15 protein-coding genes are annotated in these 23,383 nt (G+C 31.4%); 7 read left to right on the forward strand and 8 right to left on the reverse strand.

Going from position 1 to position 23,383, the window contains the following annotated elements:
* Positions 1 to 610 precede the first annotated feature (610 nt).
* Both EM932_RS00060 and EM932_RS00065 read right to left on the reverse strand, forming a co-directional pair.
* A complete protein-coding gene (locus tag EM932_RS00060; RefSeq protein ID WP_135874226.1) occupies positions 611 to 2,827 on the reverse strand; it encodes a multiheme c-type cytochrome in 2,217 nt (738 codons plus the stop codon).
* 28 nt (positions 2,828 to 2,855) lie between these two features.
* A complete protein-coding gene (locus tag EM932_RS00065) occupies positions 2,856 to 3,092 on the reverse strand; it encodes a hypothetical protein (RefSeq protein WP_135874228.1) in 237 nt (78 codons plus the stop codon).
* Positions 3,093 to 3,263: 171 nt separating this feature from the next.
* On the opposite strand from EM932_RS00065, the gene EM932_RS00070 reads away from it, so the two are divergent.
* From EM932_RS00070 to EM932_RS00085, 4 genes are read left to right on the forward strand one after another with little or no spacing between them, the layout of a single operon-like run.
* Entirely contained in the window at positions 3,264 to 5,183 is a 1,920-nt protein-coding gene (locus tag EM932_RS00070; protein ID WP_246040809.1) for a peptidylprolyl isomerase, read from the forward strand.
* An 8-nt stretch (positions 5,184 to 5,191) separates the two neighbouring features.
* Positions 5,192 to 6,046, forward strand: coding sequence for a peptidyl-prolyl cis-trans isomerase (locus EM932_RS00075; protein WP_246040812.1), 855 nt, complete (start codon positions 5,192 to 5,194; stop codon positions 6,044 to 6,046).
* On the forward strand, positions 6,009 to 7,460 hold the full coding sequence (locus EM932_RS00080) for a peptidylprolyl isomerase (RefSeq protein ID WP_135874232.1): 1,452 nt from the start codon (positions 6,009 to 6,011) through the stop codon (positions 7,458 to 7,460). The genes EM932_RS00075 and EM932_RS00080 overlap by 38 nt, the downstream gene beginning before the upstream one ends.
* A 3-nt stretch (positions 7,461 to 7,463) precedes the next feature.
* Positions 7,464 to 8,417, forward strand: coding sequence for an AAA family ATPase (locus EM932_RS00085; RefSeq protein ID WP_135874234.1), 954 nt, complete (start codon positions 7,464 to 7,466; stop codon positions 8,415 to 8,417).
* 69 nt (positions 8,418 to 8,486) lie between these two features.
* Here EM932_RS00085 and EM932_RS00090 read toward each other — a convergent pair whose 3' ends face one another.
* Positions 8,487 to 10,187: an LIC_10190 family membrane protein gene (locus EM932_RS00090; protein WP_135874236.1), complete on the reverse strand. Its 1,701-nt coding sequence runs from the start codon at positions 10,185 to 10,187 to the stop codon at positions 8,487 to 8,489.
* Positions 10,188 to 10,417: 230 nt separating this feature from the next.
* Here EM932_RS00090 and EM932_RS00095 point away from each other — a divergent pair, with 230 nt between their 5' ends.
* The 3 genes from EM932_RS00095 to EM932_RS00105 all read left to right on the forward strand — a co-directional run bounded on the left by EM932_RS00095 (position 10,418) and on the right by EM932_RS00105 (position 16,286).
* Positions 10,418 to 12,688: an aconitate hydratase gene (locus EM932_RS00095; RefSeq protein WP_135874238.1), complete on the forward strand. Its 2,271-nt coding sequence runs from the start codon at positions 10,418 to 10,420 to the stop codon at positions 12,686 to 12,688.
* A gap of 148 nt (positions 12,689 to 12,836) precedes the next feature.
* Entirely contained in the window at positions 12,837 to 13,610 is a 774-nt protein-coding gene (gene mazG, locus EM932_RS00100; RefSeq protein ID WP_135874240.1) for a nucleoside triphosphate pyrophosphohydrolase, read from the forward strand.
* Between the two features lie 201 nt (positions 13,611 to 13,811).
* Positions 13,812 to 16,286: an Ig-like domain-containing protein gene (locus tag EM932_RS00105; RefSeq protein ID WP_135874242.1), complete on the forward strand. Its 2,475-nt coding sequence runs from the start codon at positions 13,812 to 13,814 to the stop codon at positions 16,284 to 16,286.
* Positions 16,287 to 16,326: 40 nt separating this feature from the next.
* Here the strand turns inward: EM932_RS00105 and EM932_RS00110 are convergent, their stop codons facing one another.
* The 5 genes from EM932_RS00110 to EM932_RS00130 all read right to left on the reverse strand — a co-directional run bounded on the left by EM932_RS00110 (position 16,327) and on the right by EM932_RS00130 (position 23,270).
* Positions 16,327 to 18,621 carry a DUF349 domain-containing protein gene (locus EM932_RS00110; protein ID WP_135874244.1) on the reverse strand — a complete coding sequence of 765 codons (2,295 nt, stop codon included), beginning with the start codon at positions 18,619 to 18,621 and terminating at the stop codon, positions 16,327 to 16,329.
* Positions 18,622 to 18,729: 108 nt separating this feature from the next.
* Entirely contained in the window at positions 18,730 to 19,467 is a 738-nt protein-coding gene (locus EM932_RS00115) for a shikimate dehydrogenase family protein (protein WP_135874246.1), read from the reverse strand.
* Positions 19,460 to 20,479: a DUF368 domain-containing protein gene (locus EM932_RS00120; RefSeq protein ID WP_135874248.1), complete on the reverse strand. Its 1,020-nt coding sequence runs from the start codon at positions 20,477 to 20,479 to the stop codon at positions 19,460 to 19,462. Before EM932_RS00120 ends, EM932_RS00115 begins: the two co-directional genes overlap by 8 nt.
* On the reverse strand, positions 20,479 to 21,399 hold the full coding sequence (locus EM932_RS00125) for a DUF368 domain-containing protein (RefSeq protein ID WP_135874250.1): 921 nt from the start codon (positions 21,397 to 21,399) through the stop codon (positions 20,479 to 20,481). Before EM932_RS00125 ends, EM932_RS00120 begins: the two co-directional genes overlap by 1 nt.
* Positions 21,400 to 21,875: 476 nt before the next feature.
* Complete coding sequence (locus EM932_RS00130; protein ID WP_135874252.1) at positions 21,876 to 23,270, reverse strand: tetratricopeptide repeat protein; 1,395 nt, start codon at positions 23,268 to 23,270, stop codon at positions 21,876 to 21,878.
* Positions 23,271 to 23,383: the final 113 nt, after the last annotated feature.

Here is a 23,383-nt window from a genome sequence, read left to right on the forward strand (position 1 = left end):
GAAAAATAATATTAAAGAAATGATTTTCAATTGTTTGTCATTTCTGACAGAGCGAAGTATGAGCCTTTCGACTTCGCTCAAGATAAACTTTCGAGAAATCTCATAAGTATGTCATTCGAATGAGGAACGAAGAGGAATGACATAGTTTCTTTATTAAAACAATTAAACAACTGATTGTCAGGTTTTAATAAGAAGTATGTATTACACTATAAAGGCAACTTGTAAAGAGTTCATTTGTTATAATTTTAGTTCGTTTTGCTTTTAGTTTTTAAGAAGTTTAGACACGAATTTCATGAATTCAGTTATACGAACCAGATCATTTTATATTCCATTATTTTACGAAGCAGACTTTTAGTCTGTCAAACCAAACATAGGAGTGGTTTAGTTATATAGAACTCATCTTGACTTTTTCTATTTCCTAAAAAATGGCTAAAATTCGCCCATATTTTGTTACTTTTTTTATGCTTAGCACAGCTATGCCTTGCAAAAAAATGCCTCATCTGAACAAATTTTATCTCATTTTCGGTTAAAAACAAAAAGTCAAGATGAGTTCATAGTTTAAAACTTAATATTTAAAGCACATAACATAATTGTTGTTACATACATACAATTAGGATGACTTTAATTTTTCAAAAACCTGTTTGTATGTAGCATTATTTGGTGCTATTTGTATAAGCTTTGAACAAGTATTATAAGCCTCAACATGGTGTTTCAAATTAATTTCTCCAAGAAGCTTTACATATAATAGGTTTTCGTTTTCAGGAAAAACAACTAACGCCTTATTAATTATTTCTATCGATTTTTGATTTAAATTTTCTGCTTGAAGTTTTAAAGCATAATTATAGAATGCCCGAATATTTACAGGTTTTTTATCGCATGCTTCAGCAAGATATTTTAAAGCATTTTTAGTATCCCCAATTTCATTAAACAACAAGCCTAGCATATAATAAGAATTGCTATAATCAGGTTCTAATTCAATCACTTTGAGGTAAAGATTTTTAGCTTCTTCAATATTACCTTTTTTATAAAGTAATAGTGCCAAATTCATTCTAGATACATTATAACGATTATCAATCTCTAAGGCTCTTTTATAGGCTTCAATTGCTAGATCCGTGTAGCCTTTCATTTCATTATAAACAGCAATCTGATGTTGACCAGAAGCAAAATCAGCACTCATATCTAATGATTCTAAATATTCTTTTTCAGCTTTATTAAAATCACTATTACCTTCCATGTTGGCTCCAATACTATTAAAATACTTTACCGCAGCAATTCTTACTAATCTCGTAGAGTCTTTTAATAAAGGCTCAATATCTTTATGATAACTTTGATCTTGAATCTTTTCAAATGCACGTACCGCTTCATGTCGCACAAGAATAGAAGAGTCTTTTAAAAACTTTCTAACATCGTTAATTTCTTTACGTGATAGTAAATTGTTTGTGTATTGATATAAGGCAGTTGCTCTTGCGATCTCTGGAAATTTATTCTGAGATATTAGTGTGTAAAAGGCTTCATGATTATCATTATAACCTTCTAGAAGATAATTAGAAAAATGATCAGGGCGTTTAGTGCCGTATTTAGCATCAATAAATTTACTTGCCCATTCAGCAGATTTGTCTTTGTGACACCCGTTGCAAGCGTTTGGCGTTCCATATTTTACGGACTGGTCTGGTCGAGGTACTCTAAAACTATGATCGCGTCTAAAGTCATTACCCATATATGTTTTACCAGTCATGTGACAATTAATGCATTGAGCTCCTTCTGTATTTAATGGGTGATAATGATGTGATTTACTGTTGTATTTGGGTTCATGACAACTTAAACAAAGATTATTTCCAGATTGTTTGAGTTTTAACGAATGTGCATCATGACAGTCAACACAAGTCACATCATTTTGGTACATTTTACTTTGCATAAAAGACCCATAAACATAATCCTCATCTTTTATTTGGCCATCGAGTTCGTAAATAGGATCAATAAGTAAACTAGGACTATAATGATCTAAAAAATGGCCTTTGTAATCGAATTTTTTCGTTATTTGAGATCTTCGGGAATGGCATCTCGCACATTTCTGTACAAGACTTTTTGAAGTCAATGATTTTCCCATATATAATTTCTGGGGCAAAGCATCTGTATTGCCATTTTTATAAAAAGACACATGATTACTTGCAGGACCATGACAGGCTTCACAACTTACATTAATTTCACTATAACTAGTATTGAAAGTGTTCGTATTTGAATCAAAATTTTTATCAAGATTTGTAGAATGGCAATCTGCACAAGCAGTATTCCACCTCATAGCGCCTCCTGTCCAATTTATCCATTCATCGTGAGCCAATTCTAAATTTGGTTGTAAATGGAACCATTTGTTCTTTTCAGTATCCCAGGCGGTTATTAAACATTGATAGGCGCCATCTGGAAATTTAACAATGTATTGTTGCAAAGGAGTTACACCAAAAGTGTATACTATTTTATAATCTTGATAGTTACCATTTTTATCTGCAGTATTTACGTAATAATCATTTCCTCGTTTAAAAAAAGTGTGTTTAACGCCTTTGTGCTTGAATATTTTATTATTGAAATTAGCTAAAACAGTCGTAGAATCAGCAATTTTCATGGCTTGATCATGGTGAGAGCCATTCCAGCTATCATATTCTGATTTATGGCATTCTATACAAGTCTCTTTTCCTACAAATTTTGGATGTTCAGTTTTATTTTGAATATCATTTTTAGGTTGATATTCATTCTTTTTACAAGCAAAAACAATAAAGAATATTATAAGGTAGTAGGCACTTTTTAAATAAAAGCTAATTTTTTGGTGATTCATAATTTTAAAAACTCATTATATAACATTCTTAGTTGCTGTAAACTTGACCTCGATGTGGTTTTAAAGCATCTCTTAGAGGTTTCATTTTATGTTCCTCGACTACTAAAAAGGTTATAGCATGTACATCATTTAAATTTTCGAAGCCAGTAATGGAAATATTTAAATTTTCTAATTGGATATATTCTTTTAAATGAATTTCATGATGTTGTGCTATTTTATTAGCTTCGGGTCCATGAAAATCCCAAATAAGTTTTAATTTACGCATGAAAAAGATGGTGATATATTGTAATTCAAATATAATCTAAAAAAGCGTAATAACGGCTTTTTTTTATCGTTAGTAAAACAACTTGTAATATAGCTATATATTACTATTTTTGTAAATTATTGAATAATTTTAACTTCTATGCAATTAAGATACTTATTTACCTTTTTATTAATGACATTAATATTAAATGTTAAAGCGCAATCAGCTCAGAAAGACGTTCTTTTCTTTGTTGATGATTCGCCCGTGTATACCTCAGAATTTTTAAGAGTTTATAATAAAAACTTAGATTTGGTTCAAGACGAGTCTCAAAAAGATATAGATGAGTATTTAACTCTTTTTACCAATTATAAATTAAAGTTAAAAGAAGCTAGAGCTTTAGGATTAGATGAAAGACCATCATACAAAAGAGAACTATCTAATTACAGGAAACAATTAATAAAAAGCTTTATGACCGATGCAGAGGTTACAGATGCCATGGTGGCTGAAGCTTATGAGCGTATCTCTTATGATGTAAAAGCGACACATATATTAGTGAAAGTTGCAGAAAATGCAAGTCCTGAGGATACATTGGGAGCTTATAATAATATTGTGAAACTTCGAAATAGAGCTTTAAAGGAAGGTTTTGAAAAAGTTAGGAAAGAAGTACATAATGGCCAGACTATTTTTGGCGAAGAATTGGGATACTTTTCTGGTTTTAGTATGGTGTATAAGTTTGAAACTGCAGCTTTTAATACGAAAGTAGGAGAGATGTCAAAGCCTTTTAGAACCCGTTTTGGGTACCATATAGTAAATGTTTTAGACAAACGCAAATCTAGAGGAGAACGCACCGTATCGCATATTATGGTTGTTGAGAAAAAAGGGGATTCTTTAGCAGAAAAACCAGAAGTTAGAATTCAGGATATTTATAAAAAAATTAATCAAGGAGAAAGTTTTGATGTATTGGCCAAACAGTTTTCTGATGACAGAGGTTCAGCTTCTAAAGGAGGCGTTTTACCTGCTTTTTCTAGTGGAAAATTAGGTTCACAAGAATTTGAAGATGTTGCTTTCGGTTTAAATGATGTCGAAGCCGTTTCAAAACCTTTTAAGACTAAATATGGATGGCATATTGTTAAGTTAATTGCAAAAAAGCCTATACCATCATTTGAAGCTATCAGACCAGAATTAGAGCAAAAAGTTAAAAGAGATGATCGTTCTAAATTAATAGACGAAGCTTTATATAAGTCATTAAAAGAAAAGTACCATGTTGCAAATAATCAAGCAGCATTAGACTATTTTGAGTCCATACTTACAGATGACTTTTTTAAAAGAACATGGAAATTACCTAATAATTTTAAAGAGGATATACCATTGTTTAAAATAGGTAAGAAACAGTTTTTTTATAAAGACTTTAGTAACTATTTGTTAAAAGAACAGCGTAGAGGCACACAAAAAACATCATTAAAATCAGTTGTTTTGAAAAAGTATAACAACTTTTTAAATAGCAATTTGGTTAAATATCAAGAAGATAATTTAGAAACAGAAAATGAAGAATTTGCTCATATTGTTAATGAATACAGAGATGGTTTGTTACTATTTGATTTGATGGAAACAACCATCTGGAATGCAGCAAAGACAGATTCTATTGGCGTTGAAGACTTTTACAAAACACATAAAAATAAATATGTATTGCCCCAACGTATAGATGCCGTTGTAGCATCTTCGTCCAAGCAGAAAATATTAAAAAAAGTAACCAAATTGTTTAAGCGAGGGATGGAAGTAGATCAAATAAAAGCGCTTGTAAATAACAATGATAAAATAGAAGTCATGTTTACTTCAGGAATAATGGATGCGAAACACCAAGCACTTCCTAAATCATTTCAATTTAAAAAAGGCATCTCAAAAATTCATAATCATAATGGAACTTTCGTGGTCGTTCAAGTCAATGATATATTAGAAAAAACACAACAAACTCTTGAAGAGGCCAAAGGAACTGTTATGAGTGATTATCAAGTGTTCAAAGAAGAAAAATGGCTAAAAGACTTAAGTAATAAATATAAAATTAAGATAAATCAAGAAGCTTTAAATAGTATAAAAAATAAAATTAAAAAGTAAGTCATTTGGTGGGGGATAAAATCATTGTATTTTTTTTATTAATAACAACCGTATTGTCATGTCGTTTTTTTAAAAAAACTGACGAGCAAATTCCTATTGCCAGGGTCAATGAATCTTACCTGTATTATGAAGACATTAAAGATTTGGTTTCAGATGGTACATCAAAAGAAGACAGCACTCTTGTAGTACAGAGCTTTATTAATCGTTGGGCAACACAACAGTTATTTGTAGATGGTGCCTTGCTTAATTTAAATGAAGAAAAGCAAGACGCGTTTAATAAATTAGTAGCTCAATATAAAAACGATTTATACACCAAAGCATATATTGAAGCATTGGTTAAAAAAAATATAGATACGATAGTTAATATTAATCAAGCGCAAGATTATTATAATAGAAATAAAGAGGTTTTTAAACTAAATGAAGAGCTCCTCAAATTTCGTTACATACATGTAGATGAAAATATTATTGATTTTAAAAACATTAAAGAAAAGTTTAAACGTTATAATGATAAAGATAGAAAAGAGTTAGATTCTATATCAATACAATTTAAATCTTATTCGCTAAACGACTCTATTTGGATACGGTTAACTCAAATAGTTGATAAAATTCCGGTAGTTACCACAGAAAATAAAAAGGAACTGTTAAAAAAATCTAATTTTGTACAACTCAAAGATTCATTAGGAGTATATTTGATGCAAATTAATGATGTTTTATTGAGAAATGATAATGCTCCGCTTGAGTATGTTAAACCTACCATAGATCAAATAGTTATTAATAATAGAAAGCTTGAGCTTATTAGAGAATTAGAAAAAGACATAACAAAAGATGCTATTAAAAACAAACAATTTGAAATTTACGATTAATTTGAAACATATATCAGTTCTATTCATAACCTTGCTAGTAGTAAATGTTGTGTCTTCACAAGAGATCATTGAAGAAGAAGTAAAAGAAGACGTCGTCAAGAAAGTAGATACAACACTTACTTATAACGCTACAAAAGTAGATGGAGTGGCTGCGGTTGTTGGTGATTATATTATTCTAGATTCGGATATACCAAAAAAAAGAGAGCAGATAATAGCAGCAGGAGGATCAGTAGAAGGAGTCACAGATTGTCAATTATTAGGAACATTATTGGAGAACAAATTATATGCTCATCATGCCATTCAAGATAGTATTCAAGTATCTGATGCAGAGATTCGACAAGAAGTAGATTATACAATTCAGCAATTCTTACAACAGAAGCCAGATATAGATGAATTGGTTAAATTCTATAAGCAAGAAGATGAAAAAAGCCTAAGAGATTATATCTTTGAAATTATTAAGGGCAATAAGCTTTCAGGAAGAATGCAAGCTAAAATTGTTGAAGAGGTTGAAATAACACCAGAAGAAGTTCGTGCTTTTTTTAATAAAATACCAGAAGATGAACGACCATTTTTTGGTACCGAGCTTAAAGTGGCTCAAATTGTTGCTAAACCAAAGGTATCTGAAGAAGCAAAACAAAAAGTCATTGACCGTTTAAAACAATTTAAAGTTGATGTTGTTGAAAATGGTGCCAGTTTTCGTTCAAAAGTAGTACTGTACGGAGAAGATCCGGGCATGAAGCAATCGGGTTATATTTACACATTAAATAGAAAAAAACCTAAGATGGTAAAAGAGTTTAGGCAAGTGGCTTTCTCTCTTCAAGAAGGAGAAGTATCTGACCCTTTTGAAACAGAATTTGGGTATCATATTATACAATGCGAAAAAATTAGAGGTCAAGAATACGACGTAAGCCATGTTTTATTATTCCCAAAAGTTTCTAGTGAAGCTGTACAAGAAGCTAAAGAACGTTTAGAAAAAATAAGACAACGTATTATTGATGGAGATATTACGTTTGCAGATGCAGCAAGAGAATCTAGTGATGAGAAAGAAACTCGTGGAGATGGCGGACAACTTATTAATCCAAGAACTCAGGATTATAATTTTGATTTAACAAAAATGGGAACAGAGCAATATGCGCAAATTCAGAATTTAAAAGATAACGAAGTTAGTCAGGTTTTAACAGAACAAGACCGCAAAGGAAACCTTTCGTTTAAAATTATGAAGGTTACAGATAGAATAGATGAGCATAAAGCCAGTTATGCAAGAGACTATTTGAAAATTAAAGAACTGGCGCTAGATGAGAAAAAAATTAAAGCTATTGAGAAATGGCAAGAAGAAAAAATATTAGATACGTATATTAAAATAAGTGGAAAATTTAGAGATTGTGAGTTTTCAGGTAATTGGTTAAAAAAATAATGTATGTCTGATGTAGTAGCCATTGAACAATTTGTAAAACAATATAAAGATTTAAAAACTGAAATTGCTAAAGTTATTATTGGGCAAGATACAGTTGTAAATCAAATTTTAATATCTATTTTTTCTGGGGGACATTCCTTACTCATAGGTGTGCCTGGCTTGGCGAAAACCTTAATGGTAAATACCATTGCCCAAGCATTAGGGTTAGATTTTAAGCGTATTCAATTTACTCCTGATTTAATGCCAAGTGATATATTAGGTAGTGAGATTTTAGACGAAGACCGTCATTTTAAATTTATAAAGGGACCTATTTTTTCTAATATTATTTTAGCAGATGAAATTAATAGAACCCCACCTAAAACACAGGCAGCTCTCTTAGAAGCTATGCAAGAACGTGCAGTTACTGTTGCTGGTCATCATTATAAATTAAGTTTACCATATTTTGTTTTAGCAACACAAAACCCTATTGAGCAAGAAGGAACGTACCCATTGCCCGAAGCTCAATTAGACCGTTTTATGTTTGCAATTAATTTAGATTACCCTTCATTTAATGAAGAAGTAGAAGTTGTTAAAGCAACCACTTCAGATAGCCAAGCAAAAGTGAATTCTTTGTTTTCTGCACAACAAATAATCGATTTTCAACATCTTATTCGTCGTATTCCAGTGGCAGACAATGTTATTGAATATGCGGTTGCCATGGTAGGTAAAACAAGACCTAATGGAGATACGGCTACAGATTTAGTGAAAACATATATAGATTGGGGAGCAGGCCCTAGAGCCTCCCAAAATTTAATTTTAGCAGCTAAAACCCATGCAGTTATTAATGGTAAGTTCTCTCCAGATATCGAAAATGTTCAAGCTGTAGCAAATAGTATTTTAAGACATAGAATTATTAAAAACTATAAAGCAGAAGCTGAAGGTATTTCGGAAAGTCAAATTATTAAAAGTTTGTTTTAATACTTAAGACAGTTTGACTTTTTAGTAAATTGGTATCCTTCCAAGACTAATTTGGTTTCAAGAATTTTTTTATTTCACCTCTTTTTCAATTAAGATAGACTTAAATCCATCAGCTAAATTTTTACTTCGCTGTTGTGGTATATAGTTATAGTAATACATTATATAGTCAATTTGTTTTTTATTGACACAGGGTATATTACCATTACCTGTACTCCAAAAGAATACATCGTCGTCTGGCGAATTAAATTCAAAACCATTAATGGTATGTTTGTTAAATGACGTAACCGTTTTAGAGTTTCTTTCAGGTACTACTAGATGCCTTAATTTAAACTGACTTAATGTCATTGAAAAATGATTATTGGTAAAAGTATTCAGATTTATATTAAAAAATACAGGAAAGGCACTTGCTATAATTGATAGGTAAACTAAAGACACTCCAAGAGACTTGTGTTTTATAATAGAAATAAAAAATTGAATAGATAAAAAGATAATAAAAATAAAGAAAAACCTATACTGAGGGGACGTGTTCCATAACACAATAAACTGCAAGATGGCTAAAGTATAAATCACCATCATACTAGATTTGTCTTTACTCCTAACAATAAACCAAGGAAATATTAATATAAATAAAATATAAATTTTATTAAAAACGCCGTGTAATTTTGGAATGCTAATCCAATATTTAAAGCGCTCTATAACATTTAATGTTGAGACATCAGCATTGTTATTCATACCAGCTAAGTACGTGCCATTATTGTAAAATTCTAAAAGAATTTTTGGTTGTTTCCAATTAACATCCAATATGTCGAGTGATTGAATTGGATAAATTAAATATCCGGAAACTATAGCATTTTTTAAAAGAAATAAGATTAGAATACCCCCACTTAGAATAAAATAGTGGATTATCTTATTTTTTAAGGTGTTGAAATGCTTAATAAACAATATAATTACCAAAATAGATAAAATACCCATGGTCACTTTTACAAAACATAAAAAAAGAACTAGGCTTAAAATAATTTTGAAGTCGTCTACTTCCATGTTTTTATATCCAATTATAAAGAGATAAAAAACATAAGGCGCTAATAAGAAAATAATAAGATCAGGAGAAGGGCTATTGATAAACTGCATTAAGAAGAGGGAAAATATCAAGATCATACCAAAAGCAAAATCTTGAATAGAACCTCTAGGTTTATAGTTATTTAATTTTTCAATTGCGAGGTAACCAATAATAACAAATAGAAATCCATTTAGATCGTTAAAATCAATTGAAAAGAAGGGGAAATTTAAACCAGCTTGTAGGGCGTGCCAGGCGGAGTTTTGACCAAGAAACATATGTAGATTTGCCAAACCTTTTACATAGCCGTATTCATTAAGCCATTTTATAGTTTGGATATAGTAAGATTCGTTGTCCAAAAGATAGGGCTGGGTACTACTTTGCGCCAATATGATAAAAAACAAAAAGAGGTAAAGTAATTTGTAATTTGTTTTTAGTTCACGAATTGATTTTACTAAAGCATTAATATAAAATTTAAACCTATTTCTATATATATATGCGATCAAAATATTTATAGTTAGAATACCTAAATAATATTCAATATGTATCCTTGTGAAAAAGGCAAATACACTTGTAATAATTGTATATAAGAATAACCCTAAAACCTGATGAATAATGATATGGCAATTTTGAATGCCAAAAAATAATCTAAAAAGAATCCCAAAATTGATGGCTATTGTTAAGATGTAAACCCAACTTAAAAAAATAAGTATCATATAAAAATTCTATTATTACAAACTTAAAGATTAATACATTATGAATGGGTTGTTAATTTATCAGTTTTTATTTAAATTATAGTGATAAAAAGCAAATCATATTAATTTATAATGTCACTATAATAAATTAGTATTGCAAGGTCATGTATTACATCGTTTATTTTTAAAACTTTGTTTTTATTTTGTAATTTGCAAGACTTTAAAAAAAATCAAAATTTAAAATATTTTTTATGGCATTTGACATCGATATGATTAAAGGTGTATACACCAAAATGGCTGAACGTGTTGATAAAGCACGTGATATAGTAGGAAAACCATTAACGCTTTCTGAAAAGATTTTGTATTCTCATCTTTGGGATGGCAATCCTACTAAGGCATTTGTAAGAGGAAAGGACTATGTAGATTTTGCACCTGATAGAATAGCGTGTCAAGATGCGACTGCTCAAATGGCTTTACTACAGTTTATGCAAGCTGGAAAATCTAAAGTAGCTGTACCAACTACAGTGCATTGTGATCACTTAATACAAGCTAAGGAAGGTGCTGTAACAGATTTAAAACATGCGAATTCAGTAAGTAGCGAGGTATTTAATTTTTTAGAATCTGTTTCTAATAAATATGGTATTGGTTTTTGGAAACCTGGTGCAGGTATTATTCACCAGGTAGTTTTGGAAAATTATGCATTTCCAGGAGGTATGATGATTGGTACCGATTCGCATACGGTAAATGCAGGTGGGCTAGGAATGGTTGCTATTGGTGTTGGTGGAGCTGATGCTGTAGATGTTATGGCTGGTATGGCATGGGAATTGAAATTTCCTAAATTAATAGGCGTAAGATTAACAGGTAAATTATCTGGTTGGACAGCACCAAAAGATGTGATTTTAAAAGTAGCAGAGATTCTTACTGTAAAAGGTGGAACAGGTGCTATTGTTGAATATTTTGGACCAGGAGCAACATCTATGTCTTGTACGGGAAAAGGTACTATTTGTAACATGGGGGCTGAAATTGGAGCAACCACTTCAACATTTGGTTATGATGATTCTATGGAGCGTTATTTACGTGCCACAGATAGAGCTGATATTGCTGATGCAGCAAATAGTGTAAAAGAACACCTAACTGCCGATGCAGAGGTGTATGCAAATCCTGAGCAATATTTCGATCAAGTTATCGATATCAATTTATCTGAATTAGGACCACTCTTAAATGGACCATTTACACCAGATTTATCGACAGAAGTAGGTTCAGCAATGACGGAAAAAGCCAAAGCTAATGATTGGCCAATTAAAGTAGAGTGGGGATTGATAGGTTCTTGTACAAATTCTTCATATGAAGATTTGTCACGAGCATCTTCAATTGCACAGCAAGCTTTAGATAAAGGGGTTAAAATGAAAGCAGAATTAGGTATTAATCCAGGTTCTGAACAAGTAAGATATACAGCTGAAAGAGATGGTATTCTTGATGTATTTGAGAAGTTAGATGCTAAAATATTTACGAATGCTTGTGGCCCTTGTATTGGGCAATGGGCCAGATATAGTGATCCTAAAAATGCACCTAAAAATAGTATAGTACATTCTTTTAATAGAAACTTTGCTAAGCGTGCAGATGGAAATCCAAATACACATGCATTTGTTGCCTCACCAGAGTTAACAGCAGCAATTGCTGTTGCTGGGCGTTTAGATTTCAATCCATTAACAGATAAGTTAATTAATGAAAATGGAGAAGAAGTTATGTTTGATGAGCCAACAGGATGGGAATTACCTCCAAAAGGCTTTGATGTAAAAGATAATGGATATTTAGCACCAGAAGCTGATGGTAGTCATGTACAGGTATCTGTAAAAGATGATTCAGAGCGTTTACAATTATTAACACCATTTGTACCATTAGGAGATTCCATTACAGGAGCAAAACTGTTAATTAAAGCATTTGGTAAATGTACTACAGACCATATTTCCATGGCCGGACCTTGGTTGCGTTTTAGAGGCCATTTAGATAACATTGCCAATAACACTTTAATAGGTGCGGTAAATGCTTTTAACCAGAAAACAAATTTTGTTAAAAACCAATTAACAGGCGATTATGGAGGTGTACCGGATGTGCAGCGTGCGTATAAAAAAGCCGGAATTAAAACCATAGTTGTTGGTGATCATAATTATGGTGAAGGATCATCTCGTGAGCATGCTGCCATGCAACCGAGACATTTAGGCGTTGCGGCAGTTATAGTAAAGTCTTTTGCTCGTATACATGAAACAAACCTTAAAAAACAAGGTATGTTAGGTTTAACCTTTGCAAATGAAGCCGATTACGATTTAATTCAGGAAGATGATACTTTTAACTTTACAGATTTAAATGCATTTGCACCTGGTAAGCAATTAACTATTGAAGCAGTTCATTCAGATGGGAGTAAAGATGTCATTAAAGTAAACCACACCTATAATCAATCTCAAATAGATTGGTATAATGAAGGTTCAGCATTAAACTTAATTAAAAAGCAAAATGCCGTTTAATTAACTATATCTTATTCATAAAAAAAATCCAGCTTAAAAGCTGGATTTTTTGTTTTTATATTTTTAGACCTGTCAGGTTTTTAAAACCTGACAGGTCTAATAAATCAATAAAACCATTTATAATTGTATTTTTACTGAAACACTTTATATGAATTCTAGAGCAAACCAACTTAAGGCCTTTGATAGATTGTTAACCATTATGGATGAGTTGAGGGCTCAATGTCCGTGGGATAAAAAGCAAACCATGGAGACTTTAAGACACCTTACTATTGAAGAAACCTATGAGCTGGGAGATGCAATTTTGGATAATGATTTAGAGGAAGTTAAAAAGGAATTGGGAGATGTATTGCTGCACATTATTTTTTATGCTAAAATAGGAAGTGAAACGAATGATTTTGATATTGCTGATGTTTGCAATAGTATTTGCGAAAAATTAATTAGCAGACACCCACATATTTATGGCGATGTTAAAGTGGAGAATGAAGAAGACGTAAAGAGAAATTGGGAAAACTTAAAGCTAAAAGAAGGTAAAAAAAGTGTTTTGGAAGGCGTCCCTAAAAGTTTACCTGCATTGGTAAAAGCGAATAGAATACAAGAAAAGGTAGCTGGTGTTGGCTTTGATTGGGAAGCACCTAATCAAGTTTGGGAAAAAGTAGAAGAGGAGTTGGCAGAATTTAAAACAGAAGTACAATCCGGAAATCAGGATGCTATGGAAAGTGAATTTGGAGATGTTATGTTCTCTATGGTAAATTATGCCAGATTTTTAAACATTAACCCAGAAAATGCTTTAGAACGTACCAATAAGAAATTTTCCAAGCGTTTTCAATACTTAGAAGAAAAAGCTAAAGCTATTAATAAACCTTTAAAAGATATGTCTTTAGCAGAAATGGATGTTTTTTGGGAGGAAGCAAAATCGTTATGATCTTTATCTGTAAAGAGGTATTTGAATTTTAAAGAATTTCTAAAGAATATACGAGAAGAAAGTATTTTATTTGGAGATAACTGATAACTGATAAAGTATTAGTATTTTATCTTTTTTAATTACCGTTTGGTATATAAAGTTGAATATTCAAAAAAATATTTGTTTAAATTGTATATTTTTTAATTATCAACTTTTAAATTAATGTTTTGTAGAATAAGTACATTATTCACGTTTTTAGTTTTTTTAATTCATGTTAATGGGTATACACAAAATGTTGCACCTGCTTTAACTGCGACTGGAAACCAAATATATTGTCCTACAATTCCAATTAATATAGTTACCAGTTTCAATATTGTAGATCTGGACGATACAGAAATTGAGGCATTATTTGTTCAAATTTCAACAGGTTATCAATCAGGAGAAGATTTTTTAGCACTTACAGGTTCACATCCAAGTATTTCAACATCCTGGAATACTCTTGAAGGAAAGCTAACCTTAGAAAGCAATACAGCTGGTGGACTAGTTAGCTATATTGATTTAATTACGGCGGTTGAAGCTATAGAGTTTCGAAGTACGAGCACACGCTCATTAGATAAAACATTTTCTATTACTATTGGAGATGCTAATTATTTACCTTCTACAGATCATTATTATGAGTATGTTCCTGCATTAGGTATTACCTGGACTGATGCAAGGGTTACTGCAGAGGCAAGGACATATTTTGGGCTTAAAGGTTATTTAGCAACAATTACATCACGAGAAGAAGCACAACTATCAGGAGAACAAGTTGCTGGAGCTGGATGGATAGGAGGAAGTGATGCCGAAACCGAGGGTGTATGGAAATGGGTTACTGGTCCTGAAAATGGTACTGTGTTTTGGAATGGTTCCATCAATGGGACAACCCCTAATTATGCTAATTGGAATACATCTGAACCTAATCAAGCAGGAGACGAAGATTATGCACATGTAACTGATCCAAATGTTGGTAGAGCGGGTTCTTGGAATGATTTGACTAACACAGGACTTGCGTCTGGAGTCTATCAACCTAAAGGTTATATCGTTGAATATGGTGGCCTGCCTGGAGACCCTAGTCTCAATATATCTGCAAGTACAAGTATTTATACGGCTAGTATCATTGATAGTGAAGGGAGCTCCAGATGTGGAACTGGAACACTTACCCTTACTGCGACACCTTCTTCTATTGCAACAACAGTACTTTGGTATACTTCTGCCACGGGAGGAAGTCCAATAGGTTCTGGAATGTCATTTACAACACCAATAATAAGTACAACAACAACCTATTATGCCTATGCGTCTATTAATGGATGCACCGTAGGAGATAGAATACCCATACGAGCTGAAGTTATCGCTATTCCAACCATATTATCTGTTAATGGAGATGTTGTTTGTGAATCAGGGGCTGGGGTTTTAAGTGCAACCCCATCATCAGGACATGTTAATTGGTATGATTCAGTCACTTCAGTCACTCCACTTTTTACAGGAAATAGATATACTACACCAGTACTTTCTAATACAACTACTTATTATGTCGAAGCAGAAACAGCAACACTTACTAGTTGTAAATCGACATCCAGAACTCCAGTTATTTTAACAGTACAAAAAACACTTCCACCAACAGCTGTTAGTACATTCCAAACGTTTTGTGACATCGAAGAGGCTTCTATTTCAGATTTAGTCGCTACTGGGGATGCAATACAATGGTATTCAACAAGTACAGGTGGATTGCCATTAGATACTACTGAAAAATTAGTTCATACTACCTATTACGCAACACAAACGGTCAATAATTGTGAGAGTATATTGAGGCTCTCTGTGGATGTAGAAATTTATGAAACAGTAGAAGTGCTTCAATCTGAAGATATTCCTGCTTTATTCGAGTGTGATACAAATGCGGATGGAGATGATACAAACGGTTTTTCTACTTTCGATTTAACTTTAAATGAAACCATATTGTTAAATGGTAAAAATGCGGCAGATTTTACTTTTTCTTATTTTATAGATAACGCCTATAACATCCCCATATCAATGCCTTATAATACTTTCGAGAATACCATTAAGAATGGACAAGCCATATATGTTAGAATATCAAATAATATACATAGCTCGTGTTATACTAATACTTCGTTTGAAATTGCTGTACCTGCTAGAGCTACTATAGACATGGAAGATATTACCATTGTTGAGCTGACTGATAATAATAGCATCGCCATTAATAACGAAAATAATAATTTAGGTAATGTAGCGTATGAATTTGCTTTGGATGACATATTAGGCCCTTATCAAGATGAACCATTTTTTGATCGGTTAGAGGCTGGATTGCATACTATTTATGTACGGGATAAAAATGAATGTACTAGTGTCAAATTAGAGGTATTTATTCTTGGGTTTCCTAAGTTTTTCACACCCAATAATGATGGAAGTAATGATACTTGGCAAGTAAAAGGATTAGGAACAGATTTTTCTAATGCTTCAGTTGTAAATGTTTATGACAGGTATGGTAAGTTGATTAAACAATTAAATGCTAGGAATGGTAAGTGGGATGGTACATTTAATGGAAGCCAATTACCAGCATCAGACTATTGGTTTGTTGCACAGCTTATAGATCAAACAGGCACAAAACGCATTTATAGAGGGCATTTTAGCCTAATTAATTAACTAAATCACCACACGTTTTTATCTTTGTTAAACAATAATTCTAATAAAAATCCTTAATTTTTTGAAGTTTACTTTGCCAAAGTTTTAGAGATTCTTTGTGTGTTTTAATGTTTTGATGAACTTCTTTTACAAGCGGATTATCATCATTAACATTTGTGAAAAACTGTAGATTATTTTCTAACTGATTAATTTGACTTTTTACTTCATCAATTTTTTTACGAATAAAGACACGTTCGTTATCTAAGTTTCTATGATCGTCATCAGAAGTATTAATGTTATCCAGTTTGTTTTCAAACTTTATCATTTCAACTTCATTTTTATCCATTTCTAAACTTGTAAGCAAGCTATCTATAGTCTTTTGAAATTTACCTTCAATATATCGTTTATCATTTGGTACTTTTCCAAAAGTTCGCCATTGCATGATTTGTTCTTTTATAAGAGCTAGATTTTTCTCTTTAGTTTCTTCTGTTAATTTTAACTCTTTAAGAGCTCCTAAGAATTCATTCTTTTTATTGAACGCATCTATGTTTTCTTGATTAGCAGCATTTCTTTTGGCATGTAATCTATCGAAATAACTATTGCATGCAGCTTTAAATTGCTTCCAAATTTTGTCACTATCCTTTCTAGGTACATGACCTATTTTTTTCCAATCGCTCTGAATTTTTTTCATCAAAGGCGTTGTTGCTTCAAAATCATCACTATCTTTATTATCTTCAGCTATTTTAATTAGATCTAATTTTAGTTGTAGATTATTATATTGTTCTTTTTTAAGACCTTTATAAAAAGCATTTTTTTGCCTGTTAAAGATGCGCACAGATTCTTTAAACTTAGCCCAAGTACTTTCATTTACTTTTATTGGTACTTTTCCAGCATTAAAAAAGGCGTTACGAAGTTCTTCAATTTCTTTAATTTTCTTTTGCCAAGCACTGTGGGACTTGTTCTCTTCTGTATTTACAGCGTTAATTTTAGCTATAATTTCAAGCTTGGTTTCTAGATTTTTTTCGTAAACTTTATCTATTTCTTGGTAGTAAACTTGTCGTTTATCATTAATAATTTTTGTGGCTGCTTTAAAGCGTTCCCAGATTTCTTCTCTGTGCTCTCTAGCTACAGGACCAAGTTCTTCTTTCCACATTTTATGTAGTTCTTGTAGCTCTCTAAAAGAACGCATAACATTATCATCTTGAGCTAACTCTTCAGCTCGGGCAATAATTAATAACTTCTTTTCTAAGTTATGTTTAAAATCTAAATCTCGTAAATCTCTATTTAAGTGTAAGAAATCGTAAAATATCTCTACGTGGTGGTGATAACTATTCCAGGCATTATTATACTTGTCTCTTGGTATAGGGCCCGTTGTACGCCAGCGTTCTTGTAATTCTTTAAAGTGCTTATAAGTTGTGTTTATATTCTCTTCTAGGTTTATTAAGCCTTTTAACTCTTCAATGATCTCTAGTTTATTAGCTAAATTTTGCTTTAGGTTTTTTTCTAAACCTTGGTAATGTTCGTTTAATCTTTTTCGATATTCTTTATAAGCTTCTTTAAATCTTTTTTGAACAGGAGAGGAATAATAAAAATCTATTTCGTTACCACCATCATTTAAAAAATCTTCTTTTTTCTCATCTATTAAAGCTTGAAACTTAGTTTTAAACTCATTATTTATATTGTCTACATGAGATTTTATGGCTTGTACCTTTTCATTTTTTAAAAGTTTCTCTAATTCAATAGCAAGTGCTTCTAAAGACATCGTGTCATAAGCTTTAACTTCAATAGTATGTCTTTCTTTATTACCTTCGTCTTCTGCATCTTCTGCATTAGACTCTTCTATTTCGTTAATGACTTTATCTGCTTCTTTTTCTGTTTCAGGAGCTTTGGTTTCGGTTTTAGTGTCCGATTCGAGTTTTGTATTTTCGTTAGGACTTTCAATGTCTTTACTATTTTTGCTAACAGCTTCATTTGTATCAACTACATCCTCAGAATTGGCAGTATCAGCCTTTTCAGTTTTGTCATTTGACTCTGATGAAGCGTCGTTAGTTGAGTCACTATTAGATTGATTCACTATTGAAGTTTCTTCATTACGATCTTCAGTTTCTGCTGTTTTAGCTTCAGTATCAGTACCTATCTCAACATGTGCTTCTGTCTCAGGTTCTTCAATGTCTTGCTTATCAACTGTTTCATCAGTATTAACTGCATCCTCAGAACCAGTAGCATCCTCAGTCCTGTCAATCTCGTCATTTGATTCTAATGAAGTGTCATCGTTCGTTGTATCATTAGATAGACTTACAATTGACTTATCTTCATTGTTTTCTTCTATTTCTTGCAGTTTTTTATTATCAGACATTTTAAAAAATGTTAAGGTTCATTAAATACTTTAGACTTTAAATATACTAACAAGTCTTATTATTTACAAAGAATAAGAAGGGCTTTTAACTATTGTAAGACCGTTTAACTATAAATCCCATATAGACCAGGCCTTTTCTGCTTGTAATTTTAACATATTAAGTCCGTTAATTATTACAGCATTATGTTGTTTGCCTAATTTCAAGAACTTGGTTTCTTCTGGATTGTATATTAAATCGAATAAAATATGTTGATTTGTTATAGATTGGTATGGGATGTTCGGGCAATCATCAACATTTGGAAAGGTGCCTAACGGCGTACAATTTATAATTATTTGGTGTTTTTTGATAACATCATCAGTCAAAGAATTATAAGTAAAACCAATTCCTTCTGATTGATTTCTTGAAACATATTGATATGAGATACCTAGTTTTTTTAAACTGTAGGCAATAGCTTTACTGGCTCCACCGGTTCCTAAAATCAGTGCATTTTTATGATGTGCTTTTAAAAAAGGTTCTATCGTTTTCTTAAAACCATAACAGTCTGTATTATAACCTACTAATTTTCCTTTTTTAGTAATTTTTATGGTGTTTACTGCGCCTATAGCTTTTGCTTTTTTATTTACTTTATCTAGGTATGGTATAACGACTTCTTTATAGGGTATGGTAACATTTAGCCCCTTTAAATTTATAGTGTCTTTTATTATAGAAGGAAATAGATCGATTGTTTCAATATCGAAGTTTTCATAGGTCGTACTAACTATCTTTTCATTTTCAAATTTCTTTTTAAAATATGCTCTTGAAAATGAATATGATATATCTTTACCTAATAGTCCTAATTTATTCATGAGTTTTTCTGGTTTTTTGTCCGTACCATTCCAAGGCTAAAACAATACCAATTCCAAAACAAACGAATGCAATGGCATAGTAGGTTTCTGTATTTAATTCTGGAATGAAACGCTTATAATTTTCTATTATTTTTTGGCCTGTCGAATCTAAAACAAAATTACCATCAATATCCATTTTATATGCCGTTTTTTTCCATGGCCATACAACACCTAGTGAACCAATGATGAAACCTATAATGACAGATATTGTTATGCTCTTGTAGTGTTTCAAAATATAACTAAGTGCATGAGAGAAAGTGACTAAGCCAGCTACAGACCCTAATGTAAAAACAGCTAAAACTTTGAGCATTCTTATACGTTCTAAATTATCAGTAAAAGTGAAATTACCTCCTAGAACTTCATAAACGGTATCATAGAGTGCATTTACAGAATCCACTAAAAGGAGCACATAGTTGCCTAATAAAATGAGTATGAAAGAACCTGAAAAACCAGGAAGTGTCATTCCTGAGACACTTATGATGCCACAAAAAAATACAAACCAAAGGTTGTCGTTTTCTTTTGCAGGATTAAAAAAACTAATACTTAAGCCAACTATTATTCCAATAACTAATGAGGTATAAGTTTTGAGGTTCCAATCTTTAAAATCTTTATTTATGTAATAAATAGATCCTATTATCATTCCAAAAAACACACTCCAAACATAAAGCTCATAGTATTTTATTAGGTAATCTAAAACTTTAGAAATACTAAAGTAGCTAATAATCATTCCTAAGAAAAGTAGACTTAAAAAACGACCGTTTATATAATTAAAAAAACTTTTAAACCGACCATTAATAAGTAATTTAAAAGCTTTAATATTTACTTTTTTAAGTGAATAAATAAACTCTTCGTAAAAACCAGCAACAAAAGCTACAACACCTCCAGATACACCAGGAACTTTATTGGCAGCTCCCATACCTAATCCTTTTAGAATAAGAAAAATTTTATCGGTAAGTGTCCTGGTACTTTCCATTATTGTTTTTTTGAACCTACTTTTTCTAGAATAAAAATAGTTAAAAAACCAATAATCATTAAAATAATAGCAAACAAAAGTTGGCTTTCACTATCGAAAGAAAAAGGAGAAATACTTTCTTGTAAAATGGGTGTTTTTATGCCTTTGGAATTAGTATGCCATGTTAACGTTTTTTTCCATGGCCATACTTTATTTAGAGATCCAAAAATAAAACCAGTAAGTAATGCTAATGTAATATTATGATAATGTTTGAAAAGCCATTTTAAAATATGACTAAAACTAAGTAGTCCTACAAGGGCTCCACCAACAAAAACAAGTATTTTCTTTATATCTATATCATGAATAGCATCGCTAAGCGTTTTATATGCGCCTAAAATTATTAATATAAAAGATCCTGAAATACCAGGTAATATCATGGCACAAATAGCAATAGCTCCAGCAAAAAACAGGTATAAAGAACTTTCACTTGTCGTTAAAGCTGGAAGCCTTGTAATATAAAAGGCAATCCCAGCACCAACAATTAAAGCTATGATTACAGATGTATTCCATTTAGAAATTTGTTTTCCAACAAAATAAATGCTGGCCACTATTAGTCCAAAAAAGAATGACCAAATTAAAATAGGATGATTTTCTAATAAATACTTGGCAAGTTTCATGAATGATACAAAACTGATTATAATACCAGCTGCCAATGCAAGTAAAAAATTTCCGTTTAATTGTTCCCAAAAAGCTTTCAAACCTTTACTGAAGAGCGTTTTAAAAAGAGAAATGTTTATATTACTAATAGATGAAATTAGTTCTTCGTAAATACCAGATATGAATGCAATAGTACCGCCTGAAACACCAGGGACTGCATCTGCAGCTCCCATAGCTAAACCTTTTAAAGAAATAATGAAATAATCGATTAAACGTCTTTGCATATTCTGATTTTTAAACTAAAATCAAAGGTATACATTTTAATAAACATTCATGATTAAAAATTCGACTAGAAATTAAGAATATTATTACCAAACACGTTCATATTTAGTGGTTATATGGGCATTATACGAATAGTGGAGTCTATGTTAACGAAAAAACTCATTTTAAACACCAACCTCTAATTTTGTAGCTTGTCGCCTTGAGCATTATCAAAATATAAAATGTATTTTATATTGAAGATACCTAGCGAAGCTTAACGAAAGACCATAAAAATATACAAGTTTAAATGGGTTTCGACTTTGGCCTGTCTTGATTTCTTGAACTTGAAAGACTCGGACTGATAAAAAGCGTGTAATTTGTGTATTTTCAGTAAAATAATACTATTTCAACCCTCCTAATTTTGATAAAATCGAAATTGTCCTCTCTTTTGAAAAAGGAGGAATCTCATCCTTCTGATATTTTTCGTCACTCATCAAGGTTATTTTACAGTCCTATTTTTAAGTAGTGCTTTTACCAGTATTCTGTTAGAAACTTTAGGGAAAAGTTCTTCGATTATAAAGGCGTATTCTTTATTATAACGAATTCCATTTTTTAAATGGAAAGTACCTTTGTCATTTTCGTTTAGAGAAAAATATAAACCAGCTAAACGGTATTCCAACTCAGCGTTTTCGGGATAAAATTCCTGCGCTTGCTCAAAATTATAAATAGCAGCTTGCGGTTCGCCAAGTTTGATTAATAAATCACCACGAGATAACCATGTATTGAGTTCATAATTTCCTAATTCCAGAGTTTTTTTGAATCCACGTTCTGCTTCTTCATAAAAGTTAAGGCGTTGGTTAATTTGTGAATATAATTTCCAATAGATAACATTTTCAGGATCTATATTAATTGCTTTATTTATATAATATAATGCTTTTTGGAAATTCTTTTTTCTGTTATAATATTTTGTTATTGCTATCCAGCCTTTATCTAATAAAGGGTCTTCATGTACAGTCTTGTAATAGTATTGAACAGCTAAATCATCATTTCTTAATTTTTCATGGCAGCTGCCTATACGTAATAAAGCAAAAGATGTTGGTTCATCTAGTTTTAAGGAAATACTATAATTTTCAATGGCATCTTCATAACGTTTCAATTCCTCAAGGACTTTTCCTCTTTCTAGGTATGCACCTACAAAAGTATCGTCAGAAATAATAGCAAAATCAAAAGCAGCCAATGCTTTTTTATGCTTTTTTAAGGCGTAGTATTGTTTTCCTAATTGATGCCATGCTACTTCACAATATGGGTTTTTGTCCAGAAATGTATTTAAATAAGAAATAGCCTCTTCATTTTGACCTAGATATTCAAAGCAATATATTACATTGTAAAGTGAAGAATAGTCATCCATATCTTCATCTAAACATTTTATGAAATATATTTTGGCATTTTCAAATTGGTCTAAAAAGAGATATTCCATACCAATTAAAGAATACAAATCAATAACATCATCTGTGAGCTCTAATGCTTTTTTTAATACATCTATAGCTTGTTGATGCTCATCTTTTTTAGATAATATGTTGGCTTTTTGAATGTAGATTTCCTCATTCATGGGATCTAGACTATAAAGCTCATTCAATAAAGTGTCTGCTTTTACTAGTTTATCTTCGAAAACATAAACTTCAACTTTAAAAAGTCTTAGATTTATAGATGTGGTATGTTGGTCTAGACCTAATTTAATCGCTTTTTTTGCTAAAGCTATTTTGCCTTGATTTAGATAATAGTGAATAATGTTTTCAAACTCTTCAGAATCGAAGAATAAAACATGATTTGTTTTTAGCATCGATTCAAATTTCGACAAAGGTAAATTGTTATTGTCATTATGACTAAACTCCATACACACTATTGTAAGTTTCTATATGAATAAATTTAAGCTTCTATTTGCCTTAATCATGACAGGCCAAGTAAATGTTTTTAACAAAGTAATCAACAACTATGCCTTTTGTGGAG

Source organism: Flavivirga rizhaonensis, assembly GCF_004791695.1.
GTDB lineage: Bacteria > Bacteroidota > Bacteroidia > Flavobacteriales > Flavobacteriaceae > Flavivirga > Flavivirga rizhaonensis.